Annotated in this window: 32 protein-coding genes; 24 read left to right on the forward strand and 8 right to left on the reverse strand. The window is 63.6% G+C overall.

Annotated elements, in window-relative coordinates:
* Positions 1–52 precede the first annotated feature (52 nt).
* The gene (locus ABZ833_RS34935) at positions 53–3,382 is read left to right on the forward strand and encodes a PQQ-binding-like beta-propeller repeat protein (protein ID WP_361055470.1); all 3,330 of its coding nucleotides are present in this window, start codon (positions 53–55) and stop codon (positions 3,380–3,382) included.
* Between the two features lie 61 nt (positions 3,383–3,443).
* On the opposite strand, the gene ABZ833_RS34940 is transcribed toward ABZ833_RS34935, so the two are convergent.
* Together ABZ833_RS34940 and ABZ833_RS34945 are read right to left on the reverse strand one after the other, a co-directional pair.
* Positions 3,444–3,974, reverse strand: a complete 531-nt coding sequence (locus tag ABZ833_RS34940) for an alkyl hydroperoxide reductase (RefSeq protein WP_361055473.1) — start codon at positions 3,972–3,974, stop codon at positions 3,444–3,446.
* Between the two features lie 15 nt (positions 3,975–3,989).
* Positions 3,990–4,559: a peroxiredoxin gene (locus tag ABZ833_RS34945; protein ID WP_361055788.1), complete on the reverse strand. Its 570-nt coding sequence runs from the start codon at positions 4,557–4,559 to the stop codon at positions 3,990–3,992.
* Between the two features lie 267 nt (positions 4,560–4,826).
* On the opposite strand from ABZ833_RS34945, the gene ABZ833_RS34950 reads away from it, so the two are divergent.
* Positions 4,827–5,654: a helix-turn-helix domain-containing protein gene (locus ABZ833_RS34950; protein WP_361055476.1), complete on the forward strand. Its 828-nt coding sequence runs from the start codon at positions 4,827–4,829 to the stop codon at positions 5,652–5,654.
* Between the two features lie 50 nt (positions 5,655–5,704).
* Positions 5,705–6,481, forward strand: a complete 777-nt coding sequence (locus ABZ833_RS34955; RefSeq protein WP_361055479.1) for a hypothetical protein — start codon at positions 5,705–5,707, stop codon at positions 6,479–6,481.
* A 101-nt stretch (positions 6,482–6,582) separates the two neighbouring features.
* Here ABZ833_RS34955 and ABZ833_RS34960 read toward each other — a convergent pair whose 3' ends face one another.
* Together ABZ833_RS34960 and ABZ833_RS34965 are read right to left on the reverse strand one after the other, a co-directional pair.
* A complete protein-coding gene (locus ABZ833_RS34960; protein WP_361055482.1) occupies positions 6,583–6,780 on the reverse strand; it encodes a DUF397 domain-containing protein in 198 nt (65 codons plus the stop codon).
* Entirely contained in the window at positions 6,777–7,619 is an 843-nt protein-coding gene (locus tag ABZ833_RS34965; protein WP_361055485.1) for a helix-turn-helix transcriptional regulator, read from the reverse strand. Before ABZ833_RS34965 ends, ABZ833_RS34960 begins: the two co-directional genes overlap by 4 nt.
* 116 nt (positions 7,620–7,735) lie before the next feature.
* Here ABZ833_RS34965 and ABZ833_RS34970 point away from each other — a divergent pair, with 116 nt between their 5' ends.
* The 4 genes from ABZ833_RS34970 (at position 7,736) to ABZ833_RS34985 (ending at position 10,772) form a co-directional block, all read left to right on the forward strand.
* Entirely contained in the window at positions 7,736–7,951 is a 216-nt protein-coding gene (locus tag ABZ833_RS34970; protein ID WP_361055488.1) for a hypothetical protein, read from the forward strand.
* Positions 7,948–8,328 carry a hypothetical protein gene (locus ABZ833_RS34975; protein ID WP_361055491.1) on the forward strand — a complete coding sequence of 127 codons (381 nt, stop codon included), beginning with the start codon at positions 7,948–7,950 and terminating at the stop codon, positions 8,326–8,328. Before ABZ833_RS34970 ends, ABZ833_RS34975 begins: the two co-directional genes overlap by 4 nt.
* A gap of 743 nt (positions 8,329–9,071) precedes the next feature.
* Positions 9,072–9,965, forward strand: coding sequence for a radical SAM protein (locus ABZ833_RS34980; RefSeq protein WP_361055494.1), 894 nt, complete (start codon positions 9,072–9,074; stop codon positions 9,963–9,965).
* Between the two features lie 12 nt (positions 9,966–9,977).
* Positions 9,978–10,772, forward strand: a complete 795-nt coding sequence (locus tag ABZ833_RS34985) for a protein kinase (RefSeq protein WP_361055497.1) — start codon at positions 9,978–9,980, stop codon at positions 10,770–10,772.
* Positions 10,773–11,449: 677 nt separating this feature from the next.
* Here the strand turns inward: ABZ833_RS34985 and ABZ833_RS34990 are convergent.
* On the reverse strand, positions 11,450–11,602 hold the full coding sequence (locus ABZ833_RS34990) for a hypothetical protein (RefSeq protein ID WP_361055500.1): 153 nt from the start codon (positions 11,600–11,602) through the stop codon (positions 11,450–11,452).
* Positions 11,603–12,202: 600 nt separating this feature from the next.
* Here ABZ833_RS34990 and ABZ833_RS34995 point away from each other — a divergent pair.
* From ABZ833_RS34995 to ABZ833_RS35075, 17 genes are all read left to right on the forward strand, one after another.
* Complete coding sequence (locus tag ABZ833_RS34995; RefSeq protein WP_361055503.1) at positions 12,203–12,592, forward strand: hypothetical protein; 390 nt, start codon at positions 12,203–12,205, stop codon at positions 12,590–12,592.
* A 1,653-nt stretch (positions 12,593–14,245) separates the two neighbouring features.
* On the forward strand, positions 14,246–14,539 hold the full coding sequence (locus ABZ833_RS35000) for a hypothetical protein (RefSeq protein WP_361055506.1): 294 nt from the start codon (positions 14,246–14,248) through the stop codon (positions 14,537–14,539).
* A 448-nt stretch (positions 14,540–14,987) separates the two neighbouring features.
* Positions 14,988–15,239, forward strand: a complete 252-nt coding sequence (locus ABZ833_RS35005) for a hypothetical protein (RefSeq protein WP_361055509.1) — start codon at positions 14,988–14,990, stop codon at positions 15,237–15,239.
* A gap of 305 nt (positions 15,240–15,544) precedes the next feature.
* Entirely contained in the window at positions 15,545–15,805 is a 261-nt protein-coding gene (locus ABZ833_RS35010) for a hypothetical protein (protein ID WP_361055512.1), read from the forward strand.
* 439 nt (positions 15,806–16,244) lie between these two features.
* Positions 16,245–16,547, forward strand: coding sequence for a hypothetical protein (locus ABZ833_RS35015; RefSeq protein ID WP_361055515.1), 303 nt, complete (start codon positions 16,245–16,247; stop codon positions 16,545–16,547).
* Between the two features lie 1,355 nt (positions 16,548–17,902).
* The gene (locus ABZ833_RS35020; RefSeq protein WP_361055518.1) at positions 17,903–18,280 is read left to right on the forward strand and encodes a hypothetical protein; all 378 of its coding nucleotides are present in this window, start codon (positions 17,903–17,905) and stop codon (positions 18,278–18,280) included.
* Between the two features lie 78 nt (positions 18,281–18,358).
* A complete protein-coding gene (locus tag ABZ833_RS35025; RefSeq protein ID WP_361055521.1) occupies positions 18,359–18,676 on the forward strand; it encodes a hypothetical protein in 318 nt (105 codons plus the stop codon).
* Between the two features lie 575 nt (positions 18,677–19,251).
* A complete protein-coding gene (locus tag ABZ833_RS35030) occupies positions 19,252–19,479 on the forward strand; it encodes a hypothetical protein (RefSeq protein ID WP_361055523.1) in 228 nt (75 codons plus the stop codon).
* 99 nt (positions 19,480–19,578) lie between these two features.
* A complete protein-coding gene (locus tag ABZ833_RS35035) occupies positions 19,579–20,979 on the forward strand; it encodes a DUF3987 domain-containing protein (RefSeq protein ID WP_361055526.1) in 1,401 nt (466 codons plus the stop codon).
* A gap of 8 nt (positions 20,980–20,987) precedes the next feature.
* The gene (locus ABZ833_RS35040; protein ID WP_361055529.1) at positions 20,988–21,287 is read left to right on the forward strand and encodes a hypothetical protein; all 300 of its coding nucleotides are present in this window, start codon (positions 20,988–20,990) and stop codon (positions 21,285–21,287) included.
* Positions 21,288–21,299: 12 nt separating this feature from the next.
* The gene (locus tag ABZ833_RS35045) at positions 21,300–21,962 is read left to right on the forward strand and encodes a hypothetical protein (RefSeq protein ID WP_361055532.1); all 663 of its coding nucleotides are present in this window, start codon (positions 21,300–21,302) and stop codon (positions 21,960–21,962) included.
* 149 nt (positions 21,963–22,111) lie between these two features.
* A complete protein-coding gene (locus ABZ833_RS35050; protein ID WP_361055535.1) occupies positions 22,112–22,447 on the forward strand; it encodes an Lsr2 family protein in 336 nt (111 codons plus the stop codon).
* 447 nt (positions 22,448–22,894) lie between these two features.
* On the forward strand, positions 22,895–23,161 hold the full coding sequence (locus ABZ833_RS35055) for a hypothetical protein (protein ID WP_361055537.1): 267 nt from the start codon (positions 22,895–22,897) through the stop codon (positions 23,159–23,161).
* Complete coding sequence (locus tag ABZ833_RS35060; RefSeq protein WP_361055540.1) at positions 23,158–23,358, forward strand: hypothetical protein; 201 nt, start codon at positions 23,158–23,160, stop codon at positions 23,356–23,358. The genes ABZ833_RS35055 and ABZ833_RS35060 overlap by 4 nt, the downstream gene beginning before the upstream one ends.
* Positions 23,359–23,360: 2 nt before the next feature.
* Positions 23,361–23,714, forward strand: a complete 354-nt coding sequence (locus ABZ833_RS35065; protein WP_361055543.1) for a recombinase family protein — start codon at positions 23,361–23,363, stop codon at positions 23,712–23,714.
* Positions 23,707–24,027, forward strand: a complete 321-nt coding sequence (locus ABZ833_RS35070) for a hypothetical protein (RefSeq protein WP_361055547.1) — start codon at positions 23,707–23,709, stop codon at positions 24,025–24,027. Before ABZ833_RS35065 ends, ABZ833_RS35070 begins: the two co-directional genes overlap by 8 nt.
* A gap of 718 nt (positions 24,028–24,745) precedes the next feature.
* A complete protein-coding gene (locus ABZ833_RS35075; protein ID WP_361055550.1) occupies positions 24,746–24,937 on the forward strand; it encodes a hypothetical protein in 192 nt (63 codons plus the stop codon).
* Positions 24,938–25,018: 81 nt separating this feature from the next.
* Here ABZ833_RS35075 and ABZ833_RS35080 read toward each other — a convergent pair whose 3' ends face one another.
* Genes ABZ833_RS35080 through ABZ833_RS35090 form a run of 3 tightly spaced genes read right to left on the reverse strand, consistent with a single transcriptional unit; the run spans position 25,019 to position 26,426 of the window.
* Positions 25,019–25,234, reverse strand: a complete 216-nt coding sequence (locus ABZ833_RS35080) for a hypothetical protein (RefSeq protein WP_361055553.1) — start codon at positions 25,232–25,234, stop codon at positions 25,019–25,021.
* An 11-nt stretch (positions 25,235–25,245) separates the two neighbouring features.
* Positions 25,246–26,139 carry a peptidoglycan-binding protein gene (locus ABZ833_RS35085; protein WP_361055556.1) on the reverse strand — a complete coding sequence of 298 codons (894 nt, stop codon included), beginning with the start codon at positions 26,137–26,139 and terminating at the stop codon, positions 25,246–25,248.
* Positions 26,139–26,426 carry a hypothetical protein gene (locus tag ABZ833_RS35090; protein WP_361055559.1) on the reverse strand — a complete coding sequence of 96 codons (288 nt, stop codon included), beginning with the start codon at positions 26,424–26,426 and terminating at the stop codon, positions 26,139–26,141. The genes ABZ833_RS35085 and ABZ833_RS35090 overlap by 1 nt, the downstream gene beginning before the upstream one ends.
* Positions 26,427–26,438: the final 12 nt, after the last annotated feature.

Genomic DNA, 26,438 nt, shown 5'->3' on the forward strand with positions numbered 1-26,438 from the left:
CAGACACAGCCACAGGTACAGGTACAGACGGATACGCACCGCGGGCGGGCTCGTGCTCGGGCTGCTGGTCCTGATGCTGGGCATCGGGGTCCAGCCCGCCGCCGCGCACGTGTCGCGCGAGCAGGCCGAACTCGTCGTCGCCCCCGGCGACGGCGGCACGAGCGGGCGGCTGATCGTGCACCACGACGTGGTGTCCACCGGGGAGGCAGGTGCCTGGGCGTCCCGGCTGCTCTCGGCCGACTGCCCGGCCCGCGGCTCCGGCGTCGCCGGGGACAGCGGCGGAGTCCCGGGCGGCGTCGTCGTGGAGCTGACGTGGAGCTGCCGTCTCGACTCCGTCGACGTGAGCGCCCTGCTGGAGAAGGGCGGCCTCAGCCAGGTCGTCGTCGAGTTCGACGGCACCGCGGTGGACGCCACGGCAGCCACCCCGGTCGTGGACGCCCGCGGCGTGCACGCGCTCCCCTCCTTCCCCTGGGCCACCGTGCTCACGGTGACGGCGGCCGGAGCCCTCCTCGCGCTCGCCGCCTGGCAACTCCCGCTCCTCGTACGCCTTGTGCGCACCCGGCGCCTGAAGCTCGCCCTCGCGGGGACTGTCGCGCTGTCCTGCCTCGCGCCCCAGGCCGCCTTCGCCGACGGCCCCGAGGCCGCGGACACCGTCACCGTGACGGGCACCGTCTTCCGGGACGCCAACGCCAACGGCGAGCGGGACAAGGGCGAGCGGCCCCTGCCCGGCGTCGATGTCACCGACGGGGCGGTGTGGACGGCCTCGGGGGCCGACGGTTCGTACCGCCTGGACATCGATCCCGCCCGGCGCGAGACGGACCTCGTCAGCATCGTCTCGCCCGACGGCTACACGCCCGCGCTGCGCGAGGACTACATACCGAAGTACTTCCGCCAGGTCGCCGAGAGCGGCTCCACGGGCGCCGACTTCGCGCTCGTCCCCGACAAGAACGCGGCGAACCCCACCGAGAAGTGGGTCATGAACTCCGACACCGAGGTCGGCAACCGTAACGATGAGGAAGCCCGCAAGGCCCTGCCGCAGTGGACCGGTCAGGTCAGGGCGATGTCGGAGGTCGACGGGGCGACGATGCAGATCGCCACCGGCGACCTCACCGTCACCGACTACGCCGACGAGCCGCGCCGCCAGGGCGGTTACGACCTCTTCAGCAAGGGGCTGAAGGAAGGCAGGCTCGGCCACCCCTTCTACCCGGTGATGGGCAACCACGACTTCGGCGGCACCGCGGCCTCCGAGGGCTACGCGGGCAGCCTGGAGTACTACCGCCGCAACCTCGGCCCCGAGTGGTACAGCTTCGACCGCGACGGCCGTCACGTCGTCGTCCTCGAGGACAACTACGACGCGAGCGGCCTGAAGCCGCAGCTGGAGTGGCTGCGCCGGGATCTGGCCCAACACGCGGTCGGCAAGCAGGTGTTCGTCTTCGCGCACCGCTCGCTGTTCACCCAGTGGGGTCCGGGCGCGGGCATGCAGCCGACCATCGACGAACTCGCCAAGTACGACGTGCGGATGGTCGCGGCAGGACACAACCAGCAGTCGGAGTTCCGGCGCGGCGCCTTCAAGCGCTCCGTCGAGATCAACAACCAGGGCACGTACGGGATCGACGGCGGCCACCCGGACTACAAGGTCCTCGACTTCAGCGGTATCACCGACGATCCGCGCACGGGCCGTGACGAGGACGCCGGTCATGTCACCGGAATCCACCGGCAGTTCGACGTCGACGACGACGCCGCCCTTGTCAGCCCCGCGCGGGGCAGTGTGCACACGGCGAAGGACGGCGTGCCCGTCGAGGTGTACGCGGAGGACGACGGGCGCACACCGGGGCGGGCCGAGGTGACCGTGCGGGACAAGCGCGGTCATGTCGTGCGACGCGATTCGCTCCGGTTCGGCGACGGTGCTTCGAGGCCCGGCATCGAGAACTGCTACACCCCGCCCGGCGGCAAGCCCGAGCCCTGTCCCGACGCCCGCGGCTCCTGGACGCGGGCGAGCGACCGGCTGCGCGGCCTGCGGCCCGGCGCGTACACGGCGGAGACGATCGCGTACGACACCCGGGGCAAGGCCTGGCCCGCGATGAAGAGCCCGTTCACCGTGGTGCGCAGAGCGGGAGCGGTGGGCGCGGGACAGGACTGGGTCCGGCAGGGCGGCGACGAGGCCGGGCGCTCCGCGAGCGGGGACGATCCCGGTCCGGTGCTCGACCTGAAGTGGGCGCGCCACACCGGGGAGCAGTTCAACCTCAACGGCTCGGTCGTCGCCGACGGCAAGGTCATCGTCTCGTCGCGGGCCTTCGACTCGCCGTACAGCATGATGCTCGCCTACGACGTGGCCTCCGGCCGTGAGATCTGGCGTACGTACCTGGACGGCGACGCGGAGTCGGCGCCCACGCTGCACGGCGGCCGGGTCTATCTGACGACCGGTGTCGGCCGGGTCTACGCCCTCGACCCGAAGGACGGGCACATCGTCTGGGAGGCCGTCGACCGCGAGGAGCGGCACGGGGACACCGTGCGGCGCTACGGGCGGGCCGGGGGCCCGGTCAGCGTCTTCGGGCTCACCGGTGAGTCGGCGGGGGACCGTTCCGTCGCCGTCCACCAGGACTGGGACACGGTGCGCTGCCGGGACGCGAAGACCGGCGAGAAGCTGCCCGGCGGGTTCGCCGCCGCCGGCTCGTGGGGGCAGTTCCACAGCACCGCGGTGCGCGAGCCGGGCTCCAACACGGCCTATCTGCACTCCGGTTCGAGCAACACCGTCATCGCGATGGACCTGGCGCGCTGCGAGCAGCTGTGGGTGAAGGACACCAAGGGCGACATCGACAGCCACTCGTCGCCCGTGCTCACCGATCCGGCCTCGGGCGATCCGCAGCTGGTGACCTTCACGTCGTCAGGCGTTCGCGGGTTCGATCCCGGGACGGGCGCCCAGACGTGGGAGTCGAAGGCGGGCGGCGCGGGCGTCTGCGAGCCGGGTCCGGCGCCGCTGACGAGTCCTGCCGTGTGGGGCGGCGTCGCGTACGTGGCGGGGCGCGACGGTGTCGTACGCGCCTATGACACGGGCGCGGCCGATCCGTCGAAGCCGCTCTGGCAGACCAAGGCCGGATATCTGCCGGGGGAGAGTCCGCTGGACGACGCGTGGCGGGTGGCCATGGGCTGCACGGCGGGCGAGGGGTCGCCGACCATGCATCCGCTGGTGACCAAGTCCCATGTGTACGTGGGGACATGGGACGGCAGGCTGCTCGTCCTCGACCGTTCGACGGGTCGCCGGACGCACGCCTACGACCTGGGTGCGGGCGTCACGTCGGCGCTGTCCGTCAGCGGCGACCGGATCTTCGCGCTCACGGACGACGGCACGCTGCACGCGCTGGCCGGGCGCCGCACGGGCTGACGACGCAGGACGGCCCCGCCCGGCAACTGCCGGGCGGGGCCGTCCTGTTGAGGCGGGGCGGTTACGCCAGGACATCCTCGGAGTCCAGCGTGACGCCGACGGCCTGGATCACGGCGGCGATCTTGACGGCTTCCTGGATCGTCTCGCGATCCACGCCGGCCTTGCGCAGCACCTGCTCGTGGGAGTCGAGGCACTGGCCGCAGCCGTTGATCGCGGAGACCGCGAGCGACCACAGCTCGAAGTCGACCTTCTCCACGCCCGGGTTGCCGATGACGTTCATCCGCAGGCCGGCGCGCAGCGTCCCGTACTCGGGGTCCGAGAGCAGGTGGCGCGTGCGGTAGAAGACGTTGTTCATCGCCATGACGGCCGCGGCCGACTTGGCGGCGGTGTACGCCTCGGGGGAGAGGTTCGCCTTCGCCTCGGGCTCCAGCTCGCGCAGCACGCGCGGGGAGCGCGATGCGATCGCGCAGGCGAGCACCGTGCCCCAGAGCTGCTGCTTCGGCAGGTCCGAGTTGCCGATGACCGAGCCGAGGTTCAGCTTCAGGTCCTTGGCGTAGTCCGGTACGGCGGACTTCAGTTCGTCGAGTGCCATGTCAGAAAGCTCCGTTCACTCGCCCGAGAGCAGCGCGACCGGGTCCAGGGTCTCGTCGCCCTGGGTCCAGTTGCAGGGGCACAGCTCGTCCGTCTGCAGCGCGTCGAGGACCCGGAGGACCTCCTTGGGGTTACGGCCCACGGAACCGGCGGTCACCATCGTGAACTGGATCTCGTTGTTCTGGTCGACGATGAAGACGGCGCGCTGCGCGAAGCCGTCCTCGCCCTCGATGCCGAGGTCACGCATGAGCTCGTGCTTCGAGTCGGCCAGCATCGGGAAGGGCAGGTCGGTGAGGTCCGGGTGGTCCTTGCGCCAGGCGTGGTGCACGAACTCGGAGTCGCCGGAGAAGCCGAGCACCTGGGCGTCACGGTCGGCGAACTCGTCGTTCAGCTTGCCGAAAGCGGCGATCTCGGTCGGGCACACGAAGGTGAAGTCCTTGGGCCACGCGAAGACGACCAACCAACCCTTCTCGTCACGATTCCGCTTCAGCCAGTCCTTGTCAATGCGCTCGAACTCCTGGCCCTTGTCCAGGGAGACGCACGCCATGAGGTCGAACTCGGGAAACTGATCACCGACGTTAAGCACTTGCAGGCCCTTCGGGTGGTGCATGGGGTGGACGCTGCCAACCCTGTCACATGGGGTGATCTGACAGAAATCTATCAATCCGGTCAGACTGATCAGTGCAGCAGATCAATCACCAGAGCCCTGACCATGCGGTTCAGTCATTTAGTTGCCCCCTGTGCGTCGGATCGCGTACGGTCCCCCACAAGTAAGAGACCCCGGCTCGCTGGGTGGTGTTGGCGCACCGCCCGAACCGGGGTCCCACATCTCACCTAGAGGAGTCATCTCTAGATGCAGGTCCATCGTAACCGGCACACCCATGCCTACGTGCAGATCCCGAACCGGATCGCACGGCACACGTCCCTGAGCCTTGAGGCTCGGGGACTGCTGACCTACCTCCTGTCGCTCCCCGACGCCAACGGCGCCACGGTCGAGCGCATCACCTCGTCTGTGCCCAATGGGCGTCGCTCCGTCGGCAACGCCATGAACGAACTGATAGCCCACGGCTACGTGAAGCGGGCGAGGGTCCAGGACCCTGAGTCGGGCCGCTGGGTCACCCTCACAACGGTCACTGACTCTCCGACTGACCACATGCTGACGGTCGGTGAGCCGACCCCTCAGGCTGTCGGCTGCTCTCCCAAGGGAGAAAAGAACCCGAAGGGAAATGACCTTCCTACCCTCCCCGAGCAGCCAGCGGCGGGCGCCGAGAGCCTCAGTGGGGGGGAGGAGACGATCTCGCCTCAGAATCAGCAAGAAGCTCCCGCCACCGCTGACGCGGTGATCGGTCGAGCCGCCGCCTGCCTGAGCAGCGTGGGCCGTGTCGAGCCCATGCTGAGGCTCTCTGTGCGGGACTCCCTCAGGCTGGCTCCGCTGGCGGCGCAGTGGCTCTCTGACGGCTTCGAAGAGATGGAAGTCATCAAGGCCCTCACCCGGAGCCTTCCGGCCTCTGTGGAATCCGCGGCGGCCTTCATCTCCTACCGCCTGAAGAACCAGCCCGAGAAGATCGAGCCTCTCCCGCTGGCGCCGAAGGCTCCCCCTGTGCGGCGGGAGCACTGCCCTGAGTGTGAAGTGATCTTCCCCCTCGGTCACCTTGGCGGCATCTGCCGCAACTGCCGCTAACTGCGGCCCCCTCTCAACCCATCTGAAGGGACATCCCTGTCATGCGTGCTGTGCCCTGGTACATCAAGGCCGTGCTGTACGTCGCCATTCCTGCGGCGGTCCTCGCCGCGCTCTACATGTCCATTCCCGGAGAGATCGCCCTCGCCAAGACGGCAGGGTGGTCCGATCGCTACGCACCGGCCATGCCTGTCTGCCTGTCCGTGTACGCCCTCGCTGCCGGCGCCATCTCTTGGTACCGACGCAAGATGGAACTCCCCGGACAGAGAACCGCTCTCCTTGGTGGTGCTCTCGCCCTCGGTCTTGCCATGTCCGCTCAGTCGATCTCTCACCTGATCCAACAGAGCTACATGACGTCTTCCGCTGCTCTGCTGGTGGCCGTCTCCTGCGTGCCGCCTCTCACCATCGCGCACCTGGTGCACATGGCTGAGACTCCCTCTCAGGTGAAGTCGGCCTCTGAGGAGATGGAGGAACTCCGCCAGATGAACGGGTCCCTCATGGTCGCCCTCGTGGCCTCCGAGAGCAGGGCCCTCCTCTCTCAAGCCCGATGGACCCTCGCGGGCATTGGCACGTCCCTCGGAAAGGTCGAGTACCTCACGGGGTGGGCTGAGGAGGAGGCGGCAGCGCTTGATGGAGAGTTGAACGAGGCTGAGAGGGCTCTCACGGCCAGGCCTCGTCGCAAGGCGCTGGAGCTGACCCAAGAGAAGATCGAGCAGACAAGAGAGAGCCTCGCTGCTGACGGCAAGACGCCGACCGTTGAGAGGATCTGCAACGTTCTGGGGATCTCTCAGGCGACGTACTACCGGTACCGGACGCCCGTGACTGCCTAGTCTCCCCAGACAGGCCGAGAGCCCCACTCAGGGCTACAGAGTGGGGCTCTCAACATGTTCAGTCTACGGGATCGGGCTCTAGGCGGGCTCCCGATCAATGTCTAGCGCTTGGCGAAGCCAACGAAGGCAGACCAAGCGTCGTCAGAGACGACGAGGGCGGGGCCCTCCGGGCTCTTGCTGTCACGGACGGGGACAACGCCCGTGTGGCCGTCTGAGACCTCAACGCAGGCGCCCCCCTCGCCGTTGCTGTATGACGACTTCCGCCACACAGCCGCTGTGAGGTCTGGTGCAGTGCTCATTTCCTGTACTCCTCAGCCACTGATTCCATGAGTTCCAACGACCGCTCCGGCGAAAGTGCAGCGGCGCAGGTCAGATGGTAGGACAGCATCGCAGCATCAGTGAGCGTCGATTTCTCCAGTACCTGACCCCCGTGCGGCCCTTCTTGGTACGCAATCGGCGGGGTGTCGGCAAAGTGCATGATGATGAGCTGGCCTGCCACCAGGGGGTGCGCCCCCTCACTAAACGGTACGACCTGTACGACGACACGTCGCGTGCGGGCCATCTGCACTGTGTGCGACAGCTGAGCCGCCATGACTTCTCTGCCACCAGTCACACGCCTCAGCGCGGACTCATCGAGAACAACTGTCAGACGCGGAGCCGCAGTTCCCCCAAGGATGCTGCTGCGGTCCATACGGTCGGCGATCAGAGTGGTGATCGCTTCCTCACTCCTGAACGGATCAGACTTCCTGATCAGTGCCTCTGCGTACTCCGAGGTCTGGAGGAGACCTGGGAAGAGTGAGTCGGCGAACCAGTCGATGCGTTGAGCCACCTTCTCAAGGTCCGCAACGGCCGCGAAGTACTCAGGGACGGAGGTCCGATCCTCCTGAGCCTTCTTCGCCATGCGGAACGTCGTGACGAGGTCGCCATTTGCGTCTAAGGCTGCGTCGATGCGCTCAACAAGCTCCAACTCAGGGATGCGAGCTGCGGTCTCCAACTGACTGATGTAGGCGTGTGACTGGAAGACCAGGCCGCCTAGGTCCCCTTGCGAGAGACCCTTGGCCTCCCTCAGGCGTCGGAGGCGGTTACCGAAGAAGTCCCAGGGGCTCTTGGTGGGGTCCAGATCCTTTGAGTTCGGCATCGCTCTCCGTTTAACAGCGCTGAGTTAAACCGTAACTACTGGTCAGCGTACTCGCGTTGGGTCCACCGTGGAGTACACACAGTGACGTAGAACGTACAGATCCGAAGGGCTCCCCGATGGACTCCCCCCAGCAGGTAGAAGATCTCAGCGCAGCGGGCAACATCGTTCAAGACACCTTCGAAGCCTTGAGCTTGGCGTTCAAGCTCCACGGGGTGGCGCTGTCTCAGATGCGCGTCGACTGGAGCTCTGCGGACCCTCGAATCCATCTCGGTTCGGTGACCCTTGCCGAAGGGCACCAGGTCTGCCGAGCTCTGGGGTGGGAGATCCGGTGACCAAGTACGCGAAGGGTGACGAGGTTTGGGAGCCAACGCGCAGGAGCTTTGCCACGGTCCTCGGAGTCTTCGGAGCGACACTGACCCTGGAGAACGAGGCGGGTGCGAAGTGGGAAGCCCGAGCCGAGCGCTGCATGCCCGCGACGAGGGCGGTGGATCAAGCGGCACCTTCCGGCACGGCGCCCATCAAGGCTCTTCCGAGTGGCGTCCTGCTGCGTGACTACGTGTGGGTGGCGGGCGCGTACCGCGAAGTCATCGACATGAGGGGGAGGTCTGACATTGACGGCAAGATCCTCGTGCTTCGTGAATATGGTCTCTGGGTGATGGATCGCCCAGGCACGGTCTACCGCCCCACGGACCACGCGGCGACGCAGTGACTCGCCCCGCTCTCATTGAGCCCGAAGACCTGATCTATGTGAGATCAGGGCCACGAAATTGCTGGAGCACTGGGACTTGCATGCTCTACTGCCGCCGCGCAGAGGCGTGGGTCTTGTGGGTCGGCAGTGTATCGGCGCCCACAGGGATCGGAGACCTGCACGCCTGTGCCACATGCCTGTCTGTGCTGCATCACATGGTGGCGCTCCAGCTCCACCAACGGGACCTGAGCGCCTTGAGCGCTCGCTAAGACGCCATCCCCGGCTAGGCCTTGGCGGTCGCCTCGGTCTGGTTGGGGTGGTCAGCATGCCCCAGAACTCCGCTTCTGCTGTACGCGGGCGGTTCCGCAGCAGAGGCGGGATGAGGCCCGCTCTGGTCGTCCCTCCCACCCCCGCATGGGGTAACGGCCTGAGCGGGCCGCCAAATTGATCGTCGCAGGAGGTGCCAATGCAACGTCACGAGCTGGTTTTCGGGTTGGCCGTGTACGACCCAGAGAAGGACTGGGTTGGTCGTGTTCGCTATAGCTCCAATGACGTGGTCGTTCTTCAGCGCCCGTCGGGAAGCCAATGGAGCGTAAACCCGGAGCACCTACTAGCTGCTACAGAGGTGCAAAAGTTGACTCTTTTGCCCGCGACGGAGCCGCACAGGTTGACCCCCCGCGACGAATGAGACTCCCTCCCGGCTGATCATTGGCCAATGAGGGGCAGCAAGGACAGGCACAGAAACTCTGACCAGAGGAGTGAGCATGTCTGCATCAGCAGTCGAGCCCCAGCCCCTAGCCGCGCGCCGACAGAAGACCGGCGTCCTGTGGTTGGACTTAACCCGAAAGTGCCAACTGGAGTGCGCTCACTGCCTCAACGCCTCGGGGCCTGCGGGCGGTCACGGAGAGATGACCCACGAGGACTGGATCAGGGTCATCGATCAGGGGGCCGCAAGTGGCGTTCCGGCAGTCCAACTCTTCGGCGGCGAGCCACTGCTTCATCCCAGCTCACTCGAACTCGCGGAACACGCCCTGAACCGCGGAATGGTGGTTGAGGTCTACAGCAACCTCGTTCACGTTTCAGGCCCCTGGTGGGAGTTCCTCCAACGCAGGGGCGCCCGCCTCGCAACGTCGTACTACTCGGACGACCCCAACGAGCATGACGCGATCACGGGGCGCCCGAGTCACGCTCGCACGAAGGCCAACATCACTAAGGCCGTCGACCTCGGCATTCCAATCCGTGTTGCAATCATCGACTGTGGGGGCGGTCAGCGCATCGAAGAAGCACGCCGCGAACTGACTGCCCTGGGCGTACAGAGGATCAAGACGGACAAGGTTCGCCCCTTCGGCCGAGCCGCGTGCGGGCAGGAGCCGAACGCTTCCGGACTCTGTGGCCAGTGCGGCGACGGACGCGCGTCTATCGGCCCTGACGGCAACGTGTCGCCGTGCGTCTTCTCAACGTGGGTGACGGTCGGCAACGTCCTCAGCCGCTCCCTTGAGGACATCCTGGATGGCGACGACATGACCGCAGCCGGAGTCCTCATTCGCTCGTCCGTCATCCGCATGGGCGGTAACGGCGGGGATGACGATGACGATGACGACAACGACGACGAGTGCTCACCCGGATTTCCGGGCAGTGAGTGCACTCCGCGGAACTAGAAGGAAGTCGGAATGAACCGCCGCCTCCCCAGTGCCGAGTTCTTGGACCTCATCCACCCCTACACAGGAGACGTTTCCGACGCGCAGCCCCCAGCGCGAGGCTTCAGCTCTGATGTCTTGGCGCTGATCGATGCTAGTCAGGGACGATTCTTCGTGAAGGGGATCGAGAATCGAGCTGGGGGGCGGCGAGACTCCCTCGCCCGAGAGCGGATGATCAACGAAGCCGTGCACCCGCTCTCTCCGCGCCTCTTATGGCATGCGGAGAACGATCAGTGGATCGCGCTCGGATTCGAGCTGGTCGACGGCCGAACAAGCGACTTCGGACCAAGCTCCGCCGATCTCCCCTCCATCGTCCAGCTTCTGAACAGAATCGGGGGCGTCTCTCTGCCGGCAGTGGCTGAGGACTGGGCAGAGACCCGATGGGACCGCTTCGCGTCGGACCAGAGTGACGCCGCGTTGTTCAAGGGTGACAGCCTCATCCACGGGGACATCAACCCGAGCAACCTTCTCGTCGGCGATGCGGGATCTTGGGTCGTTGACTGGGCATGGCCCACCAGGGGAAGCGCGTTGATCGATCCCGCGCTTCTCGCATTGCAGCTCATCGCAGCGGGCCACAGCCCGGAGGCTGCGGAGTCGTGGGTATCGCAGTGCCCTGCGTGGTCGAAGTCCGATCCTGCGGCAATCGACGCCTTCGTCATGGCCAACCTTCGGATGTACCGCAAGCGAGCCAAGCGATTTCCTGAACAGAAATGGCTTGGCGCTATGGAGGCGACTGCCCAGGCGTGGGTTGACTACAGGCAGAGGTGAATACGCCCAATCGCAGCACGGAAAGCCCTCAGCGAAGGTGGGGGCTTTCTGCCTACTACTGAGGCTCGAAGGCCTCTGGGTCCCACCAGTAATGCCGCCAGTACCTGATGGGCCAGCCGCCCTCAACGAAAGTCACTCGGCACTGCACGGCCTCGCGGCCGTCCTTGTATGACAGCCGCGCGTGAATCTCTCCATCGTGCCACTGGCCCCCGACTCGTACGCGGATAGGCAGGGGGCGACCGGAGAGGCGTAGAACGGAGGGCGCCGGGCCCCGCTCCCCTCTGAGGGGCACGCGCCGAGCGTCGCCATCGTGGACCTGGGCCTCAGCAGGGCTCGTGCCGTGGGACGAGACACGAACCGCCTCAGGGTCCCACCACACCCACAACCGACGCCGACCGTCACCCAGAGCGGGCCACACGGCCAGGTGGAGCGCTTGACGACCGTCTTGGTAGTCCCGGCGTTCCGTGGCCACAGCCCGGTGCATGTTGCCGGCGACTCGGACGTTCACTCGCAGATAGTCGTGATCGCCGTAGTAGTGGACATAGGGAGGAGCACCGTCTTGCGGGGCCCACCGGGGGACCTCCACGGCATCGGGCTTCTCGTTCATACGTTCGAATGTACCGCGACGGAGAAGCCCCGGCGAGACTGCCGGGGCTCTGGCCCGTGAAGTCTCCTACTCAGCCGATCGTCACAGAGACCCCATTCGTGATCGTGATGAGCGCAACCGCGAGAACGCCCACCGTCAGCAGGATGCTGATGAGACGCACTGTCCGGCGCTCCTCCTCGATGGCGTACCGGACTGTGCGCCACCACTCCCTATCGAGCTTCATGCCGCTCACCTCCCCTTCTGTGCAGATGAGTTGAGCTTCCAGCACCCACGGCAGTGATGTTCTGCGGCGGTACGCTACGAGGCACAAAGAACCGTGGTGAATCGTGGTGAACCGAGCCCTCGGCCCCACGAGGGGAGGGGCGTCTTGCCAGGGTCAGCTAGTAGAGCGGTAGAGATCCCGGAATCAATCCCCGAGGGGCCGCTTCGTACATGGTTGGAGTGGCTGAAGGAGCTGCGAAGGAAGGCGGGAACGCCCTCGCTGTCAGTGATCGCAAAACGCGCCGCAGCAAGAGGGCAGAAGGTAAGTACCGCCACGGTGCGGCGCCTGCTGCTGGGGGAGACATGCAGTGAAGGCCCTGCGGTTGCCGTGGCCTACACGCTTGCCGAACTCGACACGCGGCCAGTTGCCGGCCGACCTGCTGACGATTGGGACGCTTTCGACTCACGGTTGTCTGCCCTGGTCTCTGCTCTACAGCCGACGGGAGGGACGACACGGGAAATCGTCCCGCTCCCTCCCTATTCCTGTCCCATGGAGCGGACCGCTACGGGTCCCTGTCCCCTTTGCGACCTGGTGCACAACCCAGAGCCCGACATGGAGCCTATGGCGGCGACCCTTGAAATCTTTCAAAAGCTGAACTATCGGGGCCTGCCGCCGCATGGTGAAGATTCCCAGGAACTGATACTTCCGCGCTCCGTTGATGCTTGCCCCAACGTCGAGCCCCAAGCGAGACGCATGCTGGCTGAGACGTTGCATGCAATGTTTCATTCACTTGGTACAAGCGTTTCTGAACTAATGCGAGCAGACAAGGTTGAATACTTGTTCGCCGAAGAGTACATAACAGGAGCCGTACCCCCATCGCGCGACTTCATTGATCACCTCGTCCGGGACTATGAGGAGATGCATGGCCCGCTAAGTGACAAGGCGAGAACCTATCTACTGGCGATGTATGTGACGTCTCTTGAAATGATCCCGCGGACTCCTGAGGCATAGACCAACCGGCTCCATAGATTACGTACGTGTCCTATAGAGGGAATCGGGACGAGATTACCCAGAAGTGTGGCTGAGGCCACAACATTGTTGTTACCGCACCCCATCTGATGCATCATCGTGGACCCTCGAAGGTCACAGTGCCGGCCGAGCCTCACCCCGCAAGGGAGCTGGAGGCATGCTCGGCAGATTAGTGCTTGTTCCATTGTGAATGATGAAACCCGTACACGATGGAAGGAAGGCGCCCCTGCGGTCCTCATGGGAGCATTCTCGTTATATTACCCCCGTATATGTGCACCACTAGGGGTGAGGTAACAATAATTACTTGTGCGCTTGTGAATAATAATGTCGCATTGCTAAGTGGTGCATCAATAGGCGTGCATTCCTTGCGAGCTCGTGAAGGGTGCTAGTGCGCTTACGGGGCGCGAATTTCGGAACGGTGACTGAGGGGCGAGTGAGGCGCTCGCGCGTCAGTGACCTGCGTCACGGCGATACCTACATGAATACGGGCACAAAGCACGCAGCCTGATGTCCAATAAGCGGCTTCTGTGTACAGGGGATGGGTATATAGGTAGGGGTCTTGTATATCTCGGAAGCGTAACGAGCGTGCCCAATCTGCCCATTAATGTCCACTTCAAAGGTAAAGCGTTTGCAAATTAGTTGCCCCCTGTGTACGAGGGTAGTTCATGCGTTTATGTCCAAGTATCATCCTGAGCGGAGGCCGCCTCTGACCTGCGGTTATGGGGCTCTACGTGCGCGAGCGCGGCTCTTACTCAACTTCACGCCTTAAGTTGCCCCCTGTGCGTTCTCCGGGCAGTGTTCTCCATGCAACACCAACCGCGCCGAACGAGAGAGGCGCCCCGGAGTACCACCCCAGAAGGGGATAGCGGAAACGGGGTTCACGCCGAGATCGGGATTCGGGCGCAGGGGTTCGGGGTTGATGGATGACCAATCCTGGTGGTGGTCCGGACGTGAATGCGACGGGTGACACCAGAGAACACGTGCCTTGATAACTGGATAGCGAGTCTGAGTGGCAGTCATCCTGACTGCTCATTCTCTGAGCGTGAGTATGTGACGTGCCCTGAGTGGCGTTCTGAGCGCTTGTAGCTCCACAGATAGGCCGTAGGCCTGTGCTGCACCTACAAGAGGCTTAGACGCAGCCTCAGACGCATTTGATGGGGTCTTGCCTGCCGTGGCAAGGGCTAGCGAAAGCGCAGTGATGGGAATGAGTAAGAGGCGGACCGACCCGACGACACGCGATTCCTCTCACTCTCTGAGTGAGCAGACATATGAGCCAGGCCGCCAACCTGAGTTCTATAACCGGGATTGGTCAACCGGGATGAATAGACCTACGTGCCTAGCGGACATTGAACGTGGCGCACTGTGAAAGCCGTTGTGACGTACCTACGGAACGGATCAACACCAGCGGAAGCAATGCAAAGCGCAAGAGGCGAGCGAAGCAAGTACAGCTTTATGGATTTCCTACGGCGGACATGAGCAACAAGGGAGGGCCGGAGTGTGGCGAGGCAGAGTGACTGATACTCACTCGCCCCGTGGATTGCTCCCTAAGCCCCTGAGTTCGTGTCTACCGGGGGAAGTGCCGTAAGGCACTCGCAAGGGCCCGTACGGGCCGTACAGCAACCCTCAGAGGTAGTAATGGCATCACTTGAAATGGTGGCTCGGCACGATGTGGGGGATCTGATCAACAACGCAGACTTCTCCTTTCATCGCGAAAACCTGCGGCATGACGTGTTTGAGGTGAGCATCACGGACGCTTTGGGGTCCTATCGTGTTCCGGTCCGGGGATGGGTGAACATGATTCGCGCCGTTGTCGCGTTCACGTCGACGATTGCACATCAGGGCATGTGCACGCGTTCCAAGGCCGATATCTACCGCACTGGCTATTGCATGGTGAACGGCTTCAACGTGCGTGTGACGCCGCTTTCGTAGGTCTCTCGTAAGGGAGTCGGGTGCGCGGAGAGTAGGGCTACGTCCCCGTGCACCCTCTCGCCCATTGCGATAGGCGCAGTGAGGTACGGAGAGGGGTTAGGTATGCTAGGAATAGGTGAGATAGGCAGGCAGGAGATAGGTAACTCTCTTGTGCTCACCGTGTGGCTAAGCAATAACGCTCATGTGCAAGTACACATGGACAAGCGTTGGGGCATGGTAATCCGGAGTGAAGTCACGTTCTGGATACTCACGGAACCCTTTGATGGGGGAGCTTGTCCGGGACGCATGGGTGATGACTGGGAATCCGCTGTAAAGCGGGTCGAGTGGTGGCTCTCCGGGAATGTCAACTACCGGGCGAACATCGTGCTTCCGAAGCATGGGTACTCGGCCATGTACTGCACGAATATGCCGGGGTGCAACTGTGAAGCGCATCGGGTGGAGCGCGCCCATGTCTAAGTACACGCGCTTCTTCTACTACGAGCCTGCCGATTACCAGGCGTGCGAAGAACACATGGCAGAAGCACTCGTTGCGTGGTTCCCGCAGGTGGAGGACATGACTACCCCTGCATTGTGGGGAACTTGGGACATTGACGCAGTAGTGGCAGCCCTACTCAAGAGCGGTGATCTGTTGGAAACGCAGTTCCTGCGGCTCGGAGTCCGCATGGGCCCGGTTGAACGCAACTGCTCGTCACTGCACTAGCGGGGGGAAAATGTACGTCGCTCACATTGGTCCGGCATCCCATCAGCGCTTTACCAAGCACACGGACGCTGTGACATACGCGGCCCACTATGGATGCGGTCCCGCATTCGTAGAGCTGAACGTTGACAAGAGGCGCTATCGCGGCAACGCGGTTGCCACTGGCGTAGTCATTACAGCAAGTGGTGCTATCCGGCTGTCTTACACGTAGTTGGTAGTCACGAGGGCACGGCGGATAGGGCTACCTTCCGTGCTCTCCTCTACCTACTGCGCGGCAGAGACGCGGCAGGCAAGCGAGGGGAACAGATATGCAGATCGGCAAGCGAAAGCCGTTCCTTTCTGGGATTCAGGCATCTCAGATATTCGAGACTCACGACAGAGTGATCAACGGCACCCGATACCGCTTCGTGGCATACATCGGGCATGCTCTCTACGCTCAGAAGCCGGGGGCGCCGCTGTTCGGCGTAACAGTGTCCCGCGTCATCGGGGAGGACCAGGGCGGATATCCGATCCTTGAGAAGGTGCACACGTTTGGTGCCCCCATGTCCCGATGGGGCGCGTGGTCGTGAGCGCCGCCCTGTACCGGTTCCCCGTCTTCCTAACGGAAGTGGATTGGAAGAGCGCGGTAGCGGCGTACGACAAGCGCGTACGGCGCTTACGTGCAGCGTCGCGTTTGGAGCAAGTGGGGCGAGTTCGCAGACAAATGGCTATAGCGGAAGCGGACAGTTACCCGGACGGCGATGAGTTCAAGTACGTCCTCCACCTCACGGAGGATGATTACGAATTCTTCCGGAGTGCCGTTGCGGACCGATGGAACGGCGCCTCACCCGAGACCGTTCAGCGCATCACGGTGGAGTTGAGGGCGGCATGGGGCGACGCAAGAGAGTTGTAGCGGCCGAAGGGTGAAGTATGCCTTGTCGGCTGTAGCAGGAAACTTGGGCACGTTGGGTAGGGCTACTCCTCCGTGCCCTTTCTCATGTCCGCCTATCGGCGGAGGGAAGGGACGCAATGACAACCGCAGTACGCGAAGTGCGCTACAGCGACGCGGACAACGGACAGAGGTTCGTGACTGAGTCAGTGCGGCCGGATGAACTCCGGCCCGGTGACCGAATGTTCATGCATGGCCACCCGGACGGGTGCGTAAGCGTCTTCGCCTGCCCGACACTTGCCGAGCCGTCGACGCTGCGGCCCGGTGAGTTCGTCCAGTACACCCATCTGCTGGCCAACTGGGGACCTTGGTACCAGGACGTGAGCGTGTGGAAACTCCGGACCGACGCTTACAGCGTCTCCCGCGTTGTTGAAGAGCGCTAGCGATTGACCGTAGAGGGCATGGGAAGCGTCACCCGGATTTCTGGGCGGGATCACTCATGCCCTACTCGGCCAGTCTCTAGAGATGAACTCTGAGGCTCGGAGAAGGGCGAACAGATGGCGGGAAGAGCACTGTTCACACTCAAGACGATTAGGGCTGCGTTCCGAGGTCTGTACTCCGGAGACAGCCTGTGCATCACCTTCCTTGACGGAGAGGTGATCGTCACGGGACATGTGACGGGCATCGGTGGCCGCATAGGCGCAGTCACGGAAAAGGGGCGACTGCACGAGGACATTCACGCAAACCGCGTGCTGTCCATGGAAGTCAAGTAGGGGGAGGCGAGCAGAGATGGCTACGGTCGTTTTCGAACGTAAGAGCCTGGCAGAGGTTGACCTCATGCTGAATTCCGTGAACCGGTATCGGAGTGTCGTCCTCATCCCTCAGGGGATCGACCCTCGTAACTATGCCCCGGCAAACGGGGAGGGGGCCGGATTCGGGTGGGACGCAGTAGTGCGGGCTGTCCGTGGCATGTACGACGGAAACCTGACGTACATGTCCATTCGCATGGCGGAGGCTATCCGCAAGGCTCTCGATAGTAAGGCGGAGGGCACCACCAGCCAGGATGCGCGGGAAATGTCGCGTGACTTGTCGGCTCGCATGACTTGGGCCGTTCAGCGTGCCATGAACGGGGGGAAGTGATGCTTAGGCGACGTTGGGTGTTGGCGGCAAGCGAGCAGGACGCAATTGCGGCTGCGTGGTCATCTATTGAGTCCATGTCGGATGGCTCGGCGTCCTGGCCTACGGGCAAGGGGGTGGTGGGCCTCGCCCCTGAAGAGGTGTGGACGTTGTGGGCAGCATGGGGACGCGATAACGACCCCCAGCGCATGCGATACCCGCGAGCGTATGACGTGTTCTGGGTGTGGTACCGACCAGAGTGCGAGCCTACCCACAAACATCACGTGAACCCCGGAGACGGCTTCTGCCCGACTATCAAGGTTCGCCGTGGGGTCGAGGCCATGCAGTTGTGGAACACCCCCGGTGGATACCCGCCCATGCGGGACCCTGACTGTTCAGAGGCTATGGGCAACGGCATTCGGTGCGCTGTTTGCTGGCACGGCAACCTGCCTCAGGGGCACGTCGGAAACGGACTGTGCGCGAGGCACGTTGACGAGGATTTCAACGAGTACACGCAAGTCCTGCCGATGCAGTGCGGGGGGTGCAGCGGCGAAGTCATCGTCACCAAACACCAGTGGAAGCACGAGAACACCGTTCCCTGCCCTAACTGCCCTGACGGCGGGGTTGACCTTGTTCACGCACGTCGCCACTCAGACCAGCCCAACTAGAAGGGACGCATGAAATGCCCGAGCAGTCTTCCGAGTTCCCGGAGATTTCCCCTGCGTTGAAGCAGGGGGCGACCAAGCGCAACATCAGCGCAGCCCGTAAGGCGGTCGTCGTTGCCCGGTACCACGCCTGGACGCTGGATGGCACTTACAACGGAAGTGACACGCGCTCGGGGTGGCGCTGTGAACTAACCGGCTGCGGCGTGTACGTCGAAAAGTTCTACAGCCACATTCGGGGGCGCCGAGACAAGGAAGGCAACTGGAAGCCGAGCCCGCGCCACGACGGGTGCCTCCCGCCTGCTGCCCGAGAGGCGGCGCTTGCTGAGTGGAGGGTGGCGCAGGGCCTGAGTGATGAATGGCTGGAAGAGCAGCTGAAGGAGATCGACGGTTCCTGACTAGTCGGGTGAGCTCGGGGTGTGGTGGCTGGGCTACGTCCCCACGTCCCTTGCTCGGTGACTAGTGAAGGGGAGGAAATGGGAGCAACCCATATAGCGATTGGCGAGGAGTCGCGGGAAGCCGTCCGCCTGGACGTGGAATGGACGCCCGGAGTCGAAGGCGTTCAGGTGGTGGTGAGGAACGGCAAGAGTCTGGAGGAGTACGCCGCTTACCGGGCGCCTCGGTTGGCCATCATGCCGCACACACCGGACTCGGCAACGCTCAATTCGGCGATGCGGGGGATGCTCGGCTCGGTGCAGGGGCCGTCTATCCGGGTTCTCTACGCGTACAGCGTGGCTCTGAGAGACGGCTTTGTCTGGGTCCCCGAGAAGTTCGCTGAGGGGGTGGAGTCGTGAGCTTGATCAACCTCTTGCCCACGGTTCTGAGGTACCCGGAAGGCCCCGAGCAAGAGCGGTTGACCAGACAGGAGAAGCGCGACGAGGTCCATGCGCGCATCTTGCACGCGGGAGATGTCGCCACGGGAGACCTCATCCTTGCTGGCTTCGAGAAGGCGCGAATCAGCTACTTCAACTCGCCCTATCGGGCGGAGGTCGCACCGTACAACCGCTCTTGCGGGTGTGGCGTGTGCTGCCTCCTGGCAGAGGAACCGGCGGTCGTTGTGCTCTCGAATCGCGGAGGCTGGTGCGACCCGTGGGCGAGTACTGACCTTGTGTTGGTGATCCCGTGGATTCACCGACGGCTGCAACCAAAGGGGGCACGGCGTGAAGGCGCCTGAGTTCAGCGTTGGTGACTCGGTAGGGCATTTCAGGGAGCCGGGGAATGTGGGAACGGTCGTGAGTGTGGAGCGGCGCGGCTGGCTGCGAACTCGCTGGGTCTACTGGGTGAGGTGGAGACACGGTGTCGGGCCTGTTCCGCTCTCGTTCGGTCTCTGGCTCACCACCACCCAAGTGCAGATCCGCGGTGAGGCCGCGTGAGCCGTATATGGGAATGGGCCCTGGACGTGGAGGACGTCCGTAACCGCGCACGAGCTGCTGCCGGCAACGAGGCCCGGCACATGCGCCTCGCCGCCTGCGCAGCGCTGTGCCGCTACGTGAAGGATGTGGCATGGGGCTACGCCAAGCCCATGACAGCCACTCGCCTTCTCGCAGGAGAGGCCGCCCGCTCGTACCGGGAGACCAGGGCCACGGTCAGAGTCTGAGGCCTTGGTGAGGGCCGGAGTAGGGGTACTTCCGGCCCGACCCATGGACGCTCACACGCTTTGTGTGGGCGTACCACCACAACAGAAGAGAGGTAATCCGTGGACGAGAAGGCTCGCTATGAGCCCATGGCCTACGGCCCCATAGGTGCGGCCATCAAGGCCGCGATGCCGCACACCGAGGGTGACCCGCTCGGGATTCACGCGGCGGTGTTGGCGCTGTACTCGGCCGCACTCAACTCGCGTGTCACGCAGCCGGACGGGCGCCCCGTGGTGGTCTGGACGGCCCTTGCCGGGCGCTCGATGGTCGGACGCAAGGGGTACGCGTTGGCGACGGCGGAACGCATCCTGCGGGACTCCATAGGTGAGTGGCTCGCCCTTCGTCGAGAGGGCGGCATCTCCTCGGGCCCAACGTTGGTGCAGACGTTGTACGAGACAGAGCAGGAGTCCTTGACCTCTGAGGGCGGCTTGGACGGCCGAACGATCGTCATTGACGAAGAGTGGCCCTCGACCCTGCTTCTCGTGAAGCGCTGCCCTAAGTACAGCGGTGTCCTTCGTACGTCATGGGATGGGAAGCGCATTTCCAACGTGACAAAGAAGGACGGCAAGCGCGTTGAGGTGACAGTGGAGGCGCCTTCCCTCGGCTTCCACGCACACATCCAACCCGCCCTGTGGGCAAAGTACATCAGCCTCTCGGAGGCTCAGGGCGGCTCGTACAACCGCATCCTTCCTGTCATCGTCGAGCGGTCCAAGCGACTCCGCAGGAGGGACTACGAGGGCAGCCCTCTGGACGAGATCAAGGTGTCCAACTCGCTTCGTCTCGCGTACGAGTGGGCGGGCAAGGAGCAACGTCAGATGACGCTCAACGGCTCGGCTGCTGATCGGTTCGACGACATCAGAGCGGAGTATGAGGACGCACTTGAGGAGCTGCCCGAGGACGTGTCCTGCTTCATCGAGCGGTCCGGGGAACAAGTCATGCGGGTTGCCTGCGTCCTCACTGCCGCTGAACGGAAGACTGTGGTGACGGTCAAGGCCTTGGAGGCTGCCAAGTCCTTCGTTGACTACTCCGTTGCGTCGGTCAAGCAGCTCATCTCTCAGAGCAATGTGACCAAGAGCCGGACCGTGCTGCCTCTGGACGTGAAGATCAGGCAGAAGCTCGAACTCTATGGGGGCGAGATGACGAGCACGCAGCTCTACCGCGCCCTCTCGTCTCGATACACGGCGGACCAGATCATAGGGACGGCGGAGGACATGGCCGACGTGTCTATCACGCAGCCGACCGTGAGGCGCCCCGGAGCCAACCCCGTGATCTTCAAGTTGGTCGAGGTGCAACCCGAGCCCGAGCCTGTGAAGGCTCCGCCCAAGCGGCGGGCTCCCGCGAAGAAGGCCGCGGTGCCGGCGGCACGCAAAGGCTCGAACAAGAAGCCGCCTGCCAAGAAGACCGCAGGGAAGAGAGCGACATCCCCCAAGAAGTCTGCCCAGCCTGTTCCGGCTGGGAGGTGATGAGGGGCATGTCGGGGAAGCGCACTCACGTGGTGATCAGTCCTGCGCTCTACGAGGAGATCCAGGCCACGGAGGTATGGGAGTTCGGATCGGATGACGAGCCGGGCGTTCATGAGGACATCCACGAACTCAGGAAGGGGCGGAAGGGCTTTTGGGGGCGCGTCAGCGTACGCACCCTTGAGTGGCTCGCCATCCAAGCGGAGGTGGCTTCGTCGGACGACAACGCGTCTCAGGACGCCCGTGACGCGTTCGTGGAAGAAATGCAGCGGCTGGACCAGAAGACCGCTGAAGCGAAGGCTAAGAAGTAGGGAGAAGGACAGATGTCCAAGGATGAACTCGATGAGATGGTCAGAGGGCTTGCGCCGGGCGACTACGTTACCGCCGTTGGAGTCGACACCCGAGGGGCTGACGTGGAGCGGGTGGGGACCGTCCTTGCGCCCCCGAAGCCAATGAAGGGCAAGGGCGGAGACGGCTTTCGCCTTAGCGTGGGACTGAAGGGGACCGACCCTGACGCGCGGTCCACCTGGACCATGCTCTATGCCGGACAGGGCCACGCGCAGCACACCAGGCCCCCCAAGCCGGGTGAGGACTGGACCAACGGGCCACTCAAGGACATCCCCGGAATGCGGGTGGAACGTCCTATGCACATCTTCTTCGGAGGCAAGGGCGGCAAGCGGTCGACAGTTCCCGTGACTGAGGGGCGGGCGGAGGTCGTCCACGTGGGAGATGGCCGTTACGAGGTCCGATCCCTGGTGTCCGGAGCAGTGTTCTTCTCTGGTGCCTGGAACGCTCAGGTCTGGTGGTCCCCGGCTGCGGAGAACGGCGAACCGTACTACCAGGAGCAGGGTGAGGACGAGCACCAGGACCAGGACCAGGCGGCGACGGGGCACCGATACGGAAAACCCGTCTACCACGTCCGCACCCGCAACTTGGTGGGGTACTGGACGGAGAAGAAGTTCACGCCCATTGAAGAAGTCGAGTAGGCCCGTAACAGGGGCTTGAAAAGATCACACTTGAACTACCGGGGACTTGCGTGAAAGTCTCCGCCGAAGAGGCAAGGCATTCCGCGTAGGGCTACGGCGGAATCCGGCTCACACGTCGTAACTTCACCAGAAACAGGCAGGGACAGAAGATGGCTCAGAAGACAGTAGTTCTCCTCACAGATGACATTGACGGCGGAGAGGCGGACGAGACTCTTACGTTCGCGATCGACGGCAAGACGTACGAGATCGACCTGAGCGACAAGAACGCGGCCAAGCTGCGCAAGGCGCTGGACCCGTTCCAGAAGGCGGCCCGCAGGACGGGGAAGGCTACCGCCGGCAACCGCGGGCGCTCTTCCTCCACCTCGGGTGGCAACCAGGACACGGCTGCGATCCGGGCGTGGGCGAAGGAGAACGGCCACGACGTTAACGACCGTGGCCGCGTGCCTCAGTCCATCCGTGATGCCTACTCGGCTGCCACCAAGTAAGCACTGCTGTAGACCAGTTGAGCGGCCCACCCCTCCGGGGGTGGGCCGCTTTTCGTTGGGAGGAAACATGCACGTACACGTTGGGCGCAACGTGCCGGGCGTTGAGCCCGATGAACGACAGTGCTTCTCCGAACCCGCCCCCGCTCTCGCGGCTCTGTGCCTCCTTCTCGTGCTTCAGTCGGCCTACTGCCGCGAGTCATGCGAAGAGGCTTGCTCGGCCTCGGGTGAGTGCAGGTGCCTTCGGTGCGATTGCGGCTGGTGCGCCCTCGCCAGGGAGGTAGACGACGCTCAGCCGCTATCTGAGGAGGAGGGCTTGGACGCAATGGCGATGGGGGCGGATCTCCGATGGACGTTCCAGTCCCCTCAGGGTGATGACATCGAGATATGGGCCGTCTTCGAGAACGGCCCTCAAGGGACCTGTGAGCACCGATGAGACAGGGGACTGTCATGCAGACAGCAGTGCTGAGCACAGCCGACATCAGCACGCGCTACGGGCGCGGATACCTGGCCATCCTGGCTCTCCTCGCAGGGGAGCTACGTAAGGGTGCATCCACAACGACGCGGGCGCGGCGAAGGGCGTCCAATACTCGCGCCGAGGAGCTGCGAGTGGTTCTCGTGACGCTCCTCCAGGCCGATCACTTCATGGTTGGCGAGCTGGCGGCGGAAACGGTCGTGACGCACATACGGGTGTTCCGAGAGGACGAGACGCAGTGACGAAAGAGGACTACACAACGGCCGAGCTGCTCGAAGAGGGCGAGGAGATCGATGCCGGGGATCAGACAGAAGAGCCGCTGACTCTTACTGTTCAGCATGTCGAAGTGCAGGGCCTGCACGTGCGTATCTGGGTCAAGGAACTGGCCTTCCCGCTCACTGCCCAAGTCGGCGAACAGGTCACTTACGCTGAGGCGTGAGCATGAGTGCAGAGCTGATCCCCGCCATCGGGTACGTCCGAGTCAACACAGCCCTGGTCTTCACCGAGTCCCAGAACCAGCGGCAGAGCATCATCCGTTGGGCGCAGGAGACGGGCCACTTGATCGTTGATTGGGTGGAAGACATCTTGGTGACCGGTAAAACCGGAGACAACGACGTAGCTCTTGACGAACTGATCACACGCGTCCACGAGGGCGTAGCGTCGGTGGTCGTGGTTGAGGGCCCGGACCGGATCAGTCGCCAGGCAGAGGTGTTCCGACACTGGCAGTCACGACTTACTGAGGCAGGCGGGCATCTAGCGTGGGCTTCAGGTATGCGGGGGGATAGGCATGAGTGAACTGGAAGTTCGGCAGACAGAGCACCGCTCGTTGTTCGAGCTGTACGCGGGCGGCGAGCGAGTAGGAGACCTCTCGTGGCTGAGCCGCGACGAGGAAGACCCAGAGGACTTCGTTGAAGGGTGGAGCGCGGAACTATGGGGCTCCTCGCTGTGGTCCAAGAGGACTGCGACGGACCCTGACATCACGGGGGTCATAGCCGCCGCTCGGGAGCTCGACGAGGAGCGCCAGGAGCACGAGGCCAAGATGGCGCGGATAGACCGCACCCGCCCCCGGACGGTCTCTATCCCCTCCGGAGGCCAGCCGCCGAGGTGATTAATTAAGGCGACAGAGCGGCCCCCTCCGGTACACGGGAGGGGGCCGCTGTCGCGCAACACAGCCGGTGTTGTCGGAGGGCCCCGCTAGGCTGTGGGGAGTTTCTGGCTCTCTGATTGGGGGTGTGATGGAAGAGAGCGGCTTTGCCGGGCGCCAACTAGTGACTCGTGAAGGTAATGGAGAAGCGTCCTTGGCGCGCTTCGTACGTGGGGCCCTCCTCGTAGGCGTAACGAGTTACCGCGAAGCTGAGGCCTTCGCAGCGGCCTGCGATCCTGATCTTGATCTACGTCTGCTAGATGAGCTTCACACCTACACCCCTTGCTGTGCCCTTCCTGCTGACTTCTCTCCGCTCGACGCACGCTCACGCTTCAGGGTGGCGGCTGGGCGGCTGCGGGACGCGCAGAGCGCAGCCGACAGGCGCTCAGCAGCACGGGACTTCCTTCGGGCGCTTGCGGAACTCATCGTGTGCCTTCTCGGCTTCTTGGTACGCGTGCTACTCGCGTTGCTGTCCCGCTTGCTCGGTCGGGAGACCGCAGGCGAGGTGCCTGTGTGGAGGCCTGTCCCCATCGAAACGGCACCACAGATCACACCAAGAGGACCGAACTCAGCCTTCCCCGTACTGACTTACTGGGGTGGGCACCGCTGTAGTGCGCTGGGGAGCGCCATACTTGCGGCCTGAGTGACCCGCCCGACCCTGCAAGGTCGGAAGGTTCAGATCATGTTTTCACTGCCGGACACGGCTCCCTGGTGGGCCGTCCTGGTTGTCGTTGTTCTTGCCCTCTTCGTGCTCGGCACTTGCGCCCTGGTACGTGCTGTGTGGCCGCAGAACTCGGCCCACCGCAAGGCGCTGTTGCAAGAGCGGCAGCAGGAGCGGGCCCGGCGTCGCCGGGAGTTGAGCGACGGAAAGTAGGGCCCGAGGGACTGAGCCGCAAACGAAAAGGAGCCCCCTACCCAAGATCGGGTAGGGGGCTTTCGGGCGTTCAGGGGTCTATCAGCCCCAATTGGGGTCCTTCTGCGGCCCGGTGAGGGCCGCAGCGGTCTTGGTGTCCTCGTGCGAGGCCGCGACCACACCGACACCGAGCAGACCCGCAGACGCCGCAACGAGGGCCTCCCACGGGATGCCTGGCCAGATCAGGAGTAGCGCCGGCACAAGGGCCGCCAGAACGGAGTAGATGCGAACGCCGTGCTCGGAAATGAAGTCCTTCATAAGGTCCCCCTCTAGTCGAAAAGTTGCGTCCAGGTCTGCGGACCTGGGTATCCATCTGCGTCACTGCCAGTCCAGTGCTGGGCCTTCTGGAATGCCTTCACCGCAGCGCGGTCCACGCCCGTCCACTGAGGGCCTGGACCCTGCTTGTAGAAGGAGCCGTATCCCTTCTTGATGAGCTGATTGCCGAGCTGGGTGACGTGCTTGTTCTTGGCCCCCGGCTTGAAGTAGCCGCGTCCCGGGAACTTCGGGGCGGTCGGCTTGGGCTTGCTCGGGGGAGTGGGCTTCGTCGGCTTGGACGGCTTTCCCTTGGAAAGGGTCGCCCTGATGTCCTTTCGGACAGCATCCATGTTCATCATCTTTCCGGGCTTGTAGCCGGGGTCCCACTTGCCGGGAGAGCCCCATTCACCGTGCCCGATAACACTCCCTTCGCTCCAGTCGTGGAAGTCGCAGATAGCCGCAGCCAGGAGGCGCAGAGTCGCGTACTGGGCATCGGACATCTCGTGACTTCCGCTGTACCAGATCTCAACGCCGTAGAAGCGCGCGTTGCCGTCGGTATTTGACTCGTTATCGGCAGGAACTTTCTTCTCGTCAATGACCGCATCAAGAACGTCGTCGTCACCCATGCCCGCGTGATTGGCTCGGCCCCAGCCGACGAGGTGAATGGTGCCGTCCTGCGCGAGCCCGAAGTGACAGAGCGGACCTGGAAGGCCCGCTATGCCCGCGTAGAGCAATTCCCGCTGGTCCTTTGCGTCAGAGCCGGTGTGGTGGACCATCAGGCCGTGCACGGGGCCCCAAGCGCCCTTATGGTTCCGGTTGTGCGTCTTCCAGTTCTTATATTCCTTGTAGGGAATGCCGAACTTCCTGAGCTGTGCGACAAGCTGCACAGCGGTCATGGGAGTTGCCATCAATTATCCTCCGTGGTCGGCTGGAGCAGCCGGTATGCGGTGAGCTGATTGGGGTCGATGGAGGTGAGGAGCTGTATAAGGCGCCGGTTGTCCTGCTCAATCTGAGTAAGCCGTGCCTTGATTTCCTTGAGGTCCGTCTCAAGGCGGTTCGCTCGCGCTGTCTGGGCTTCGGCCTCTTCCTTCCAGACCCGAGCGGTATTGGTCCTGAAAGCAGCGAGTACGACCACAACGGCAGCTACGACAGTTGCCAGGGGCCCCGAGTAGGAGAAGATCTGAGAAAAGGACATAGGGCCTCCTTT

This window comes from Streptomyces sp. NPDC047525 (genome assembly GCF_040643025.1).
In the GTDB taxonomy this organism is placed as follows: Bacteria; Actinomycetota; Actinomycetes; order Streptomycetales; family Streptomycetaceae; genus Streptomyces; species Streptomyces durmitorensis.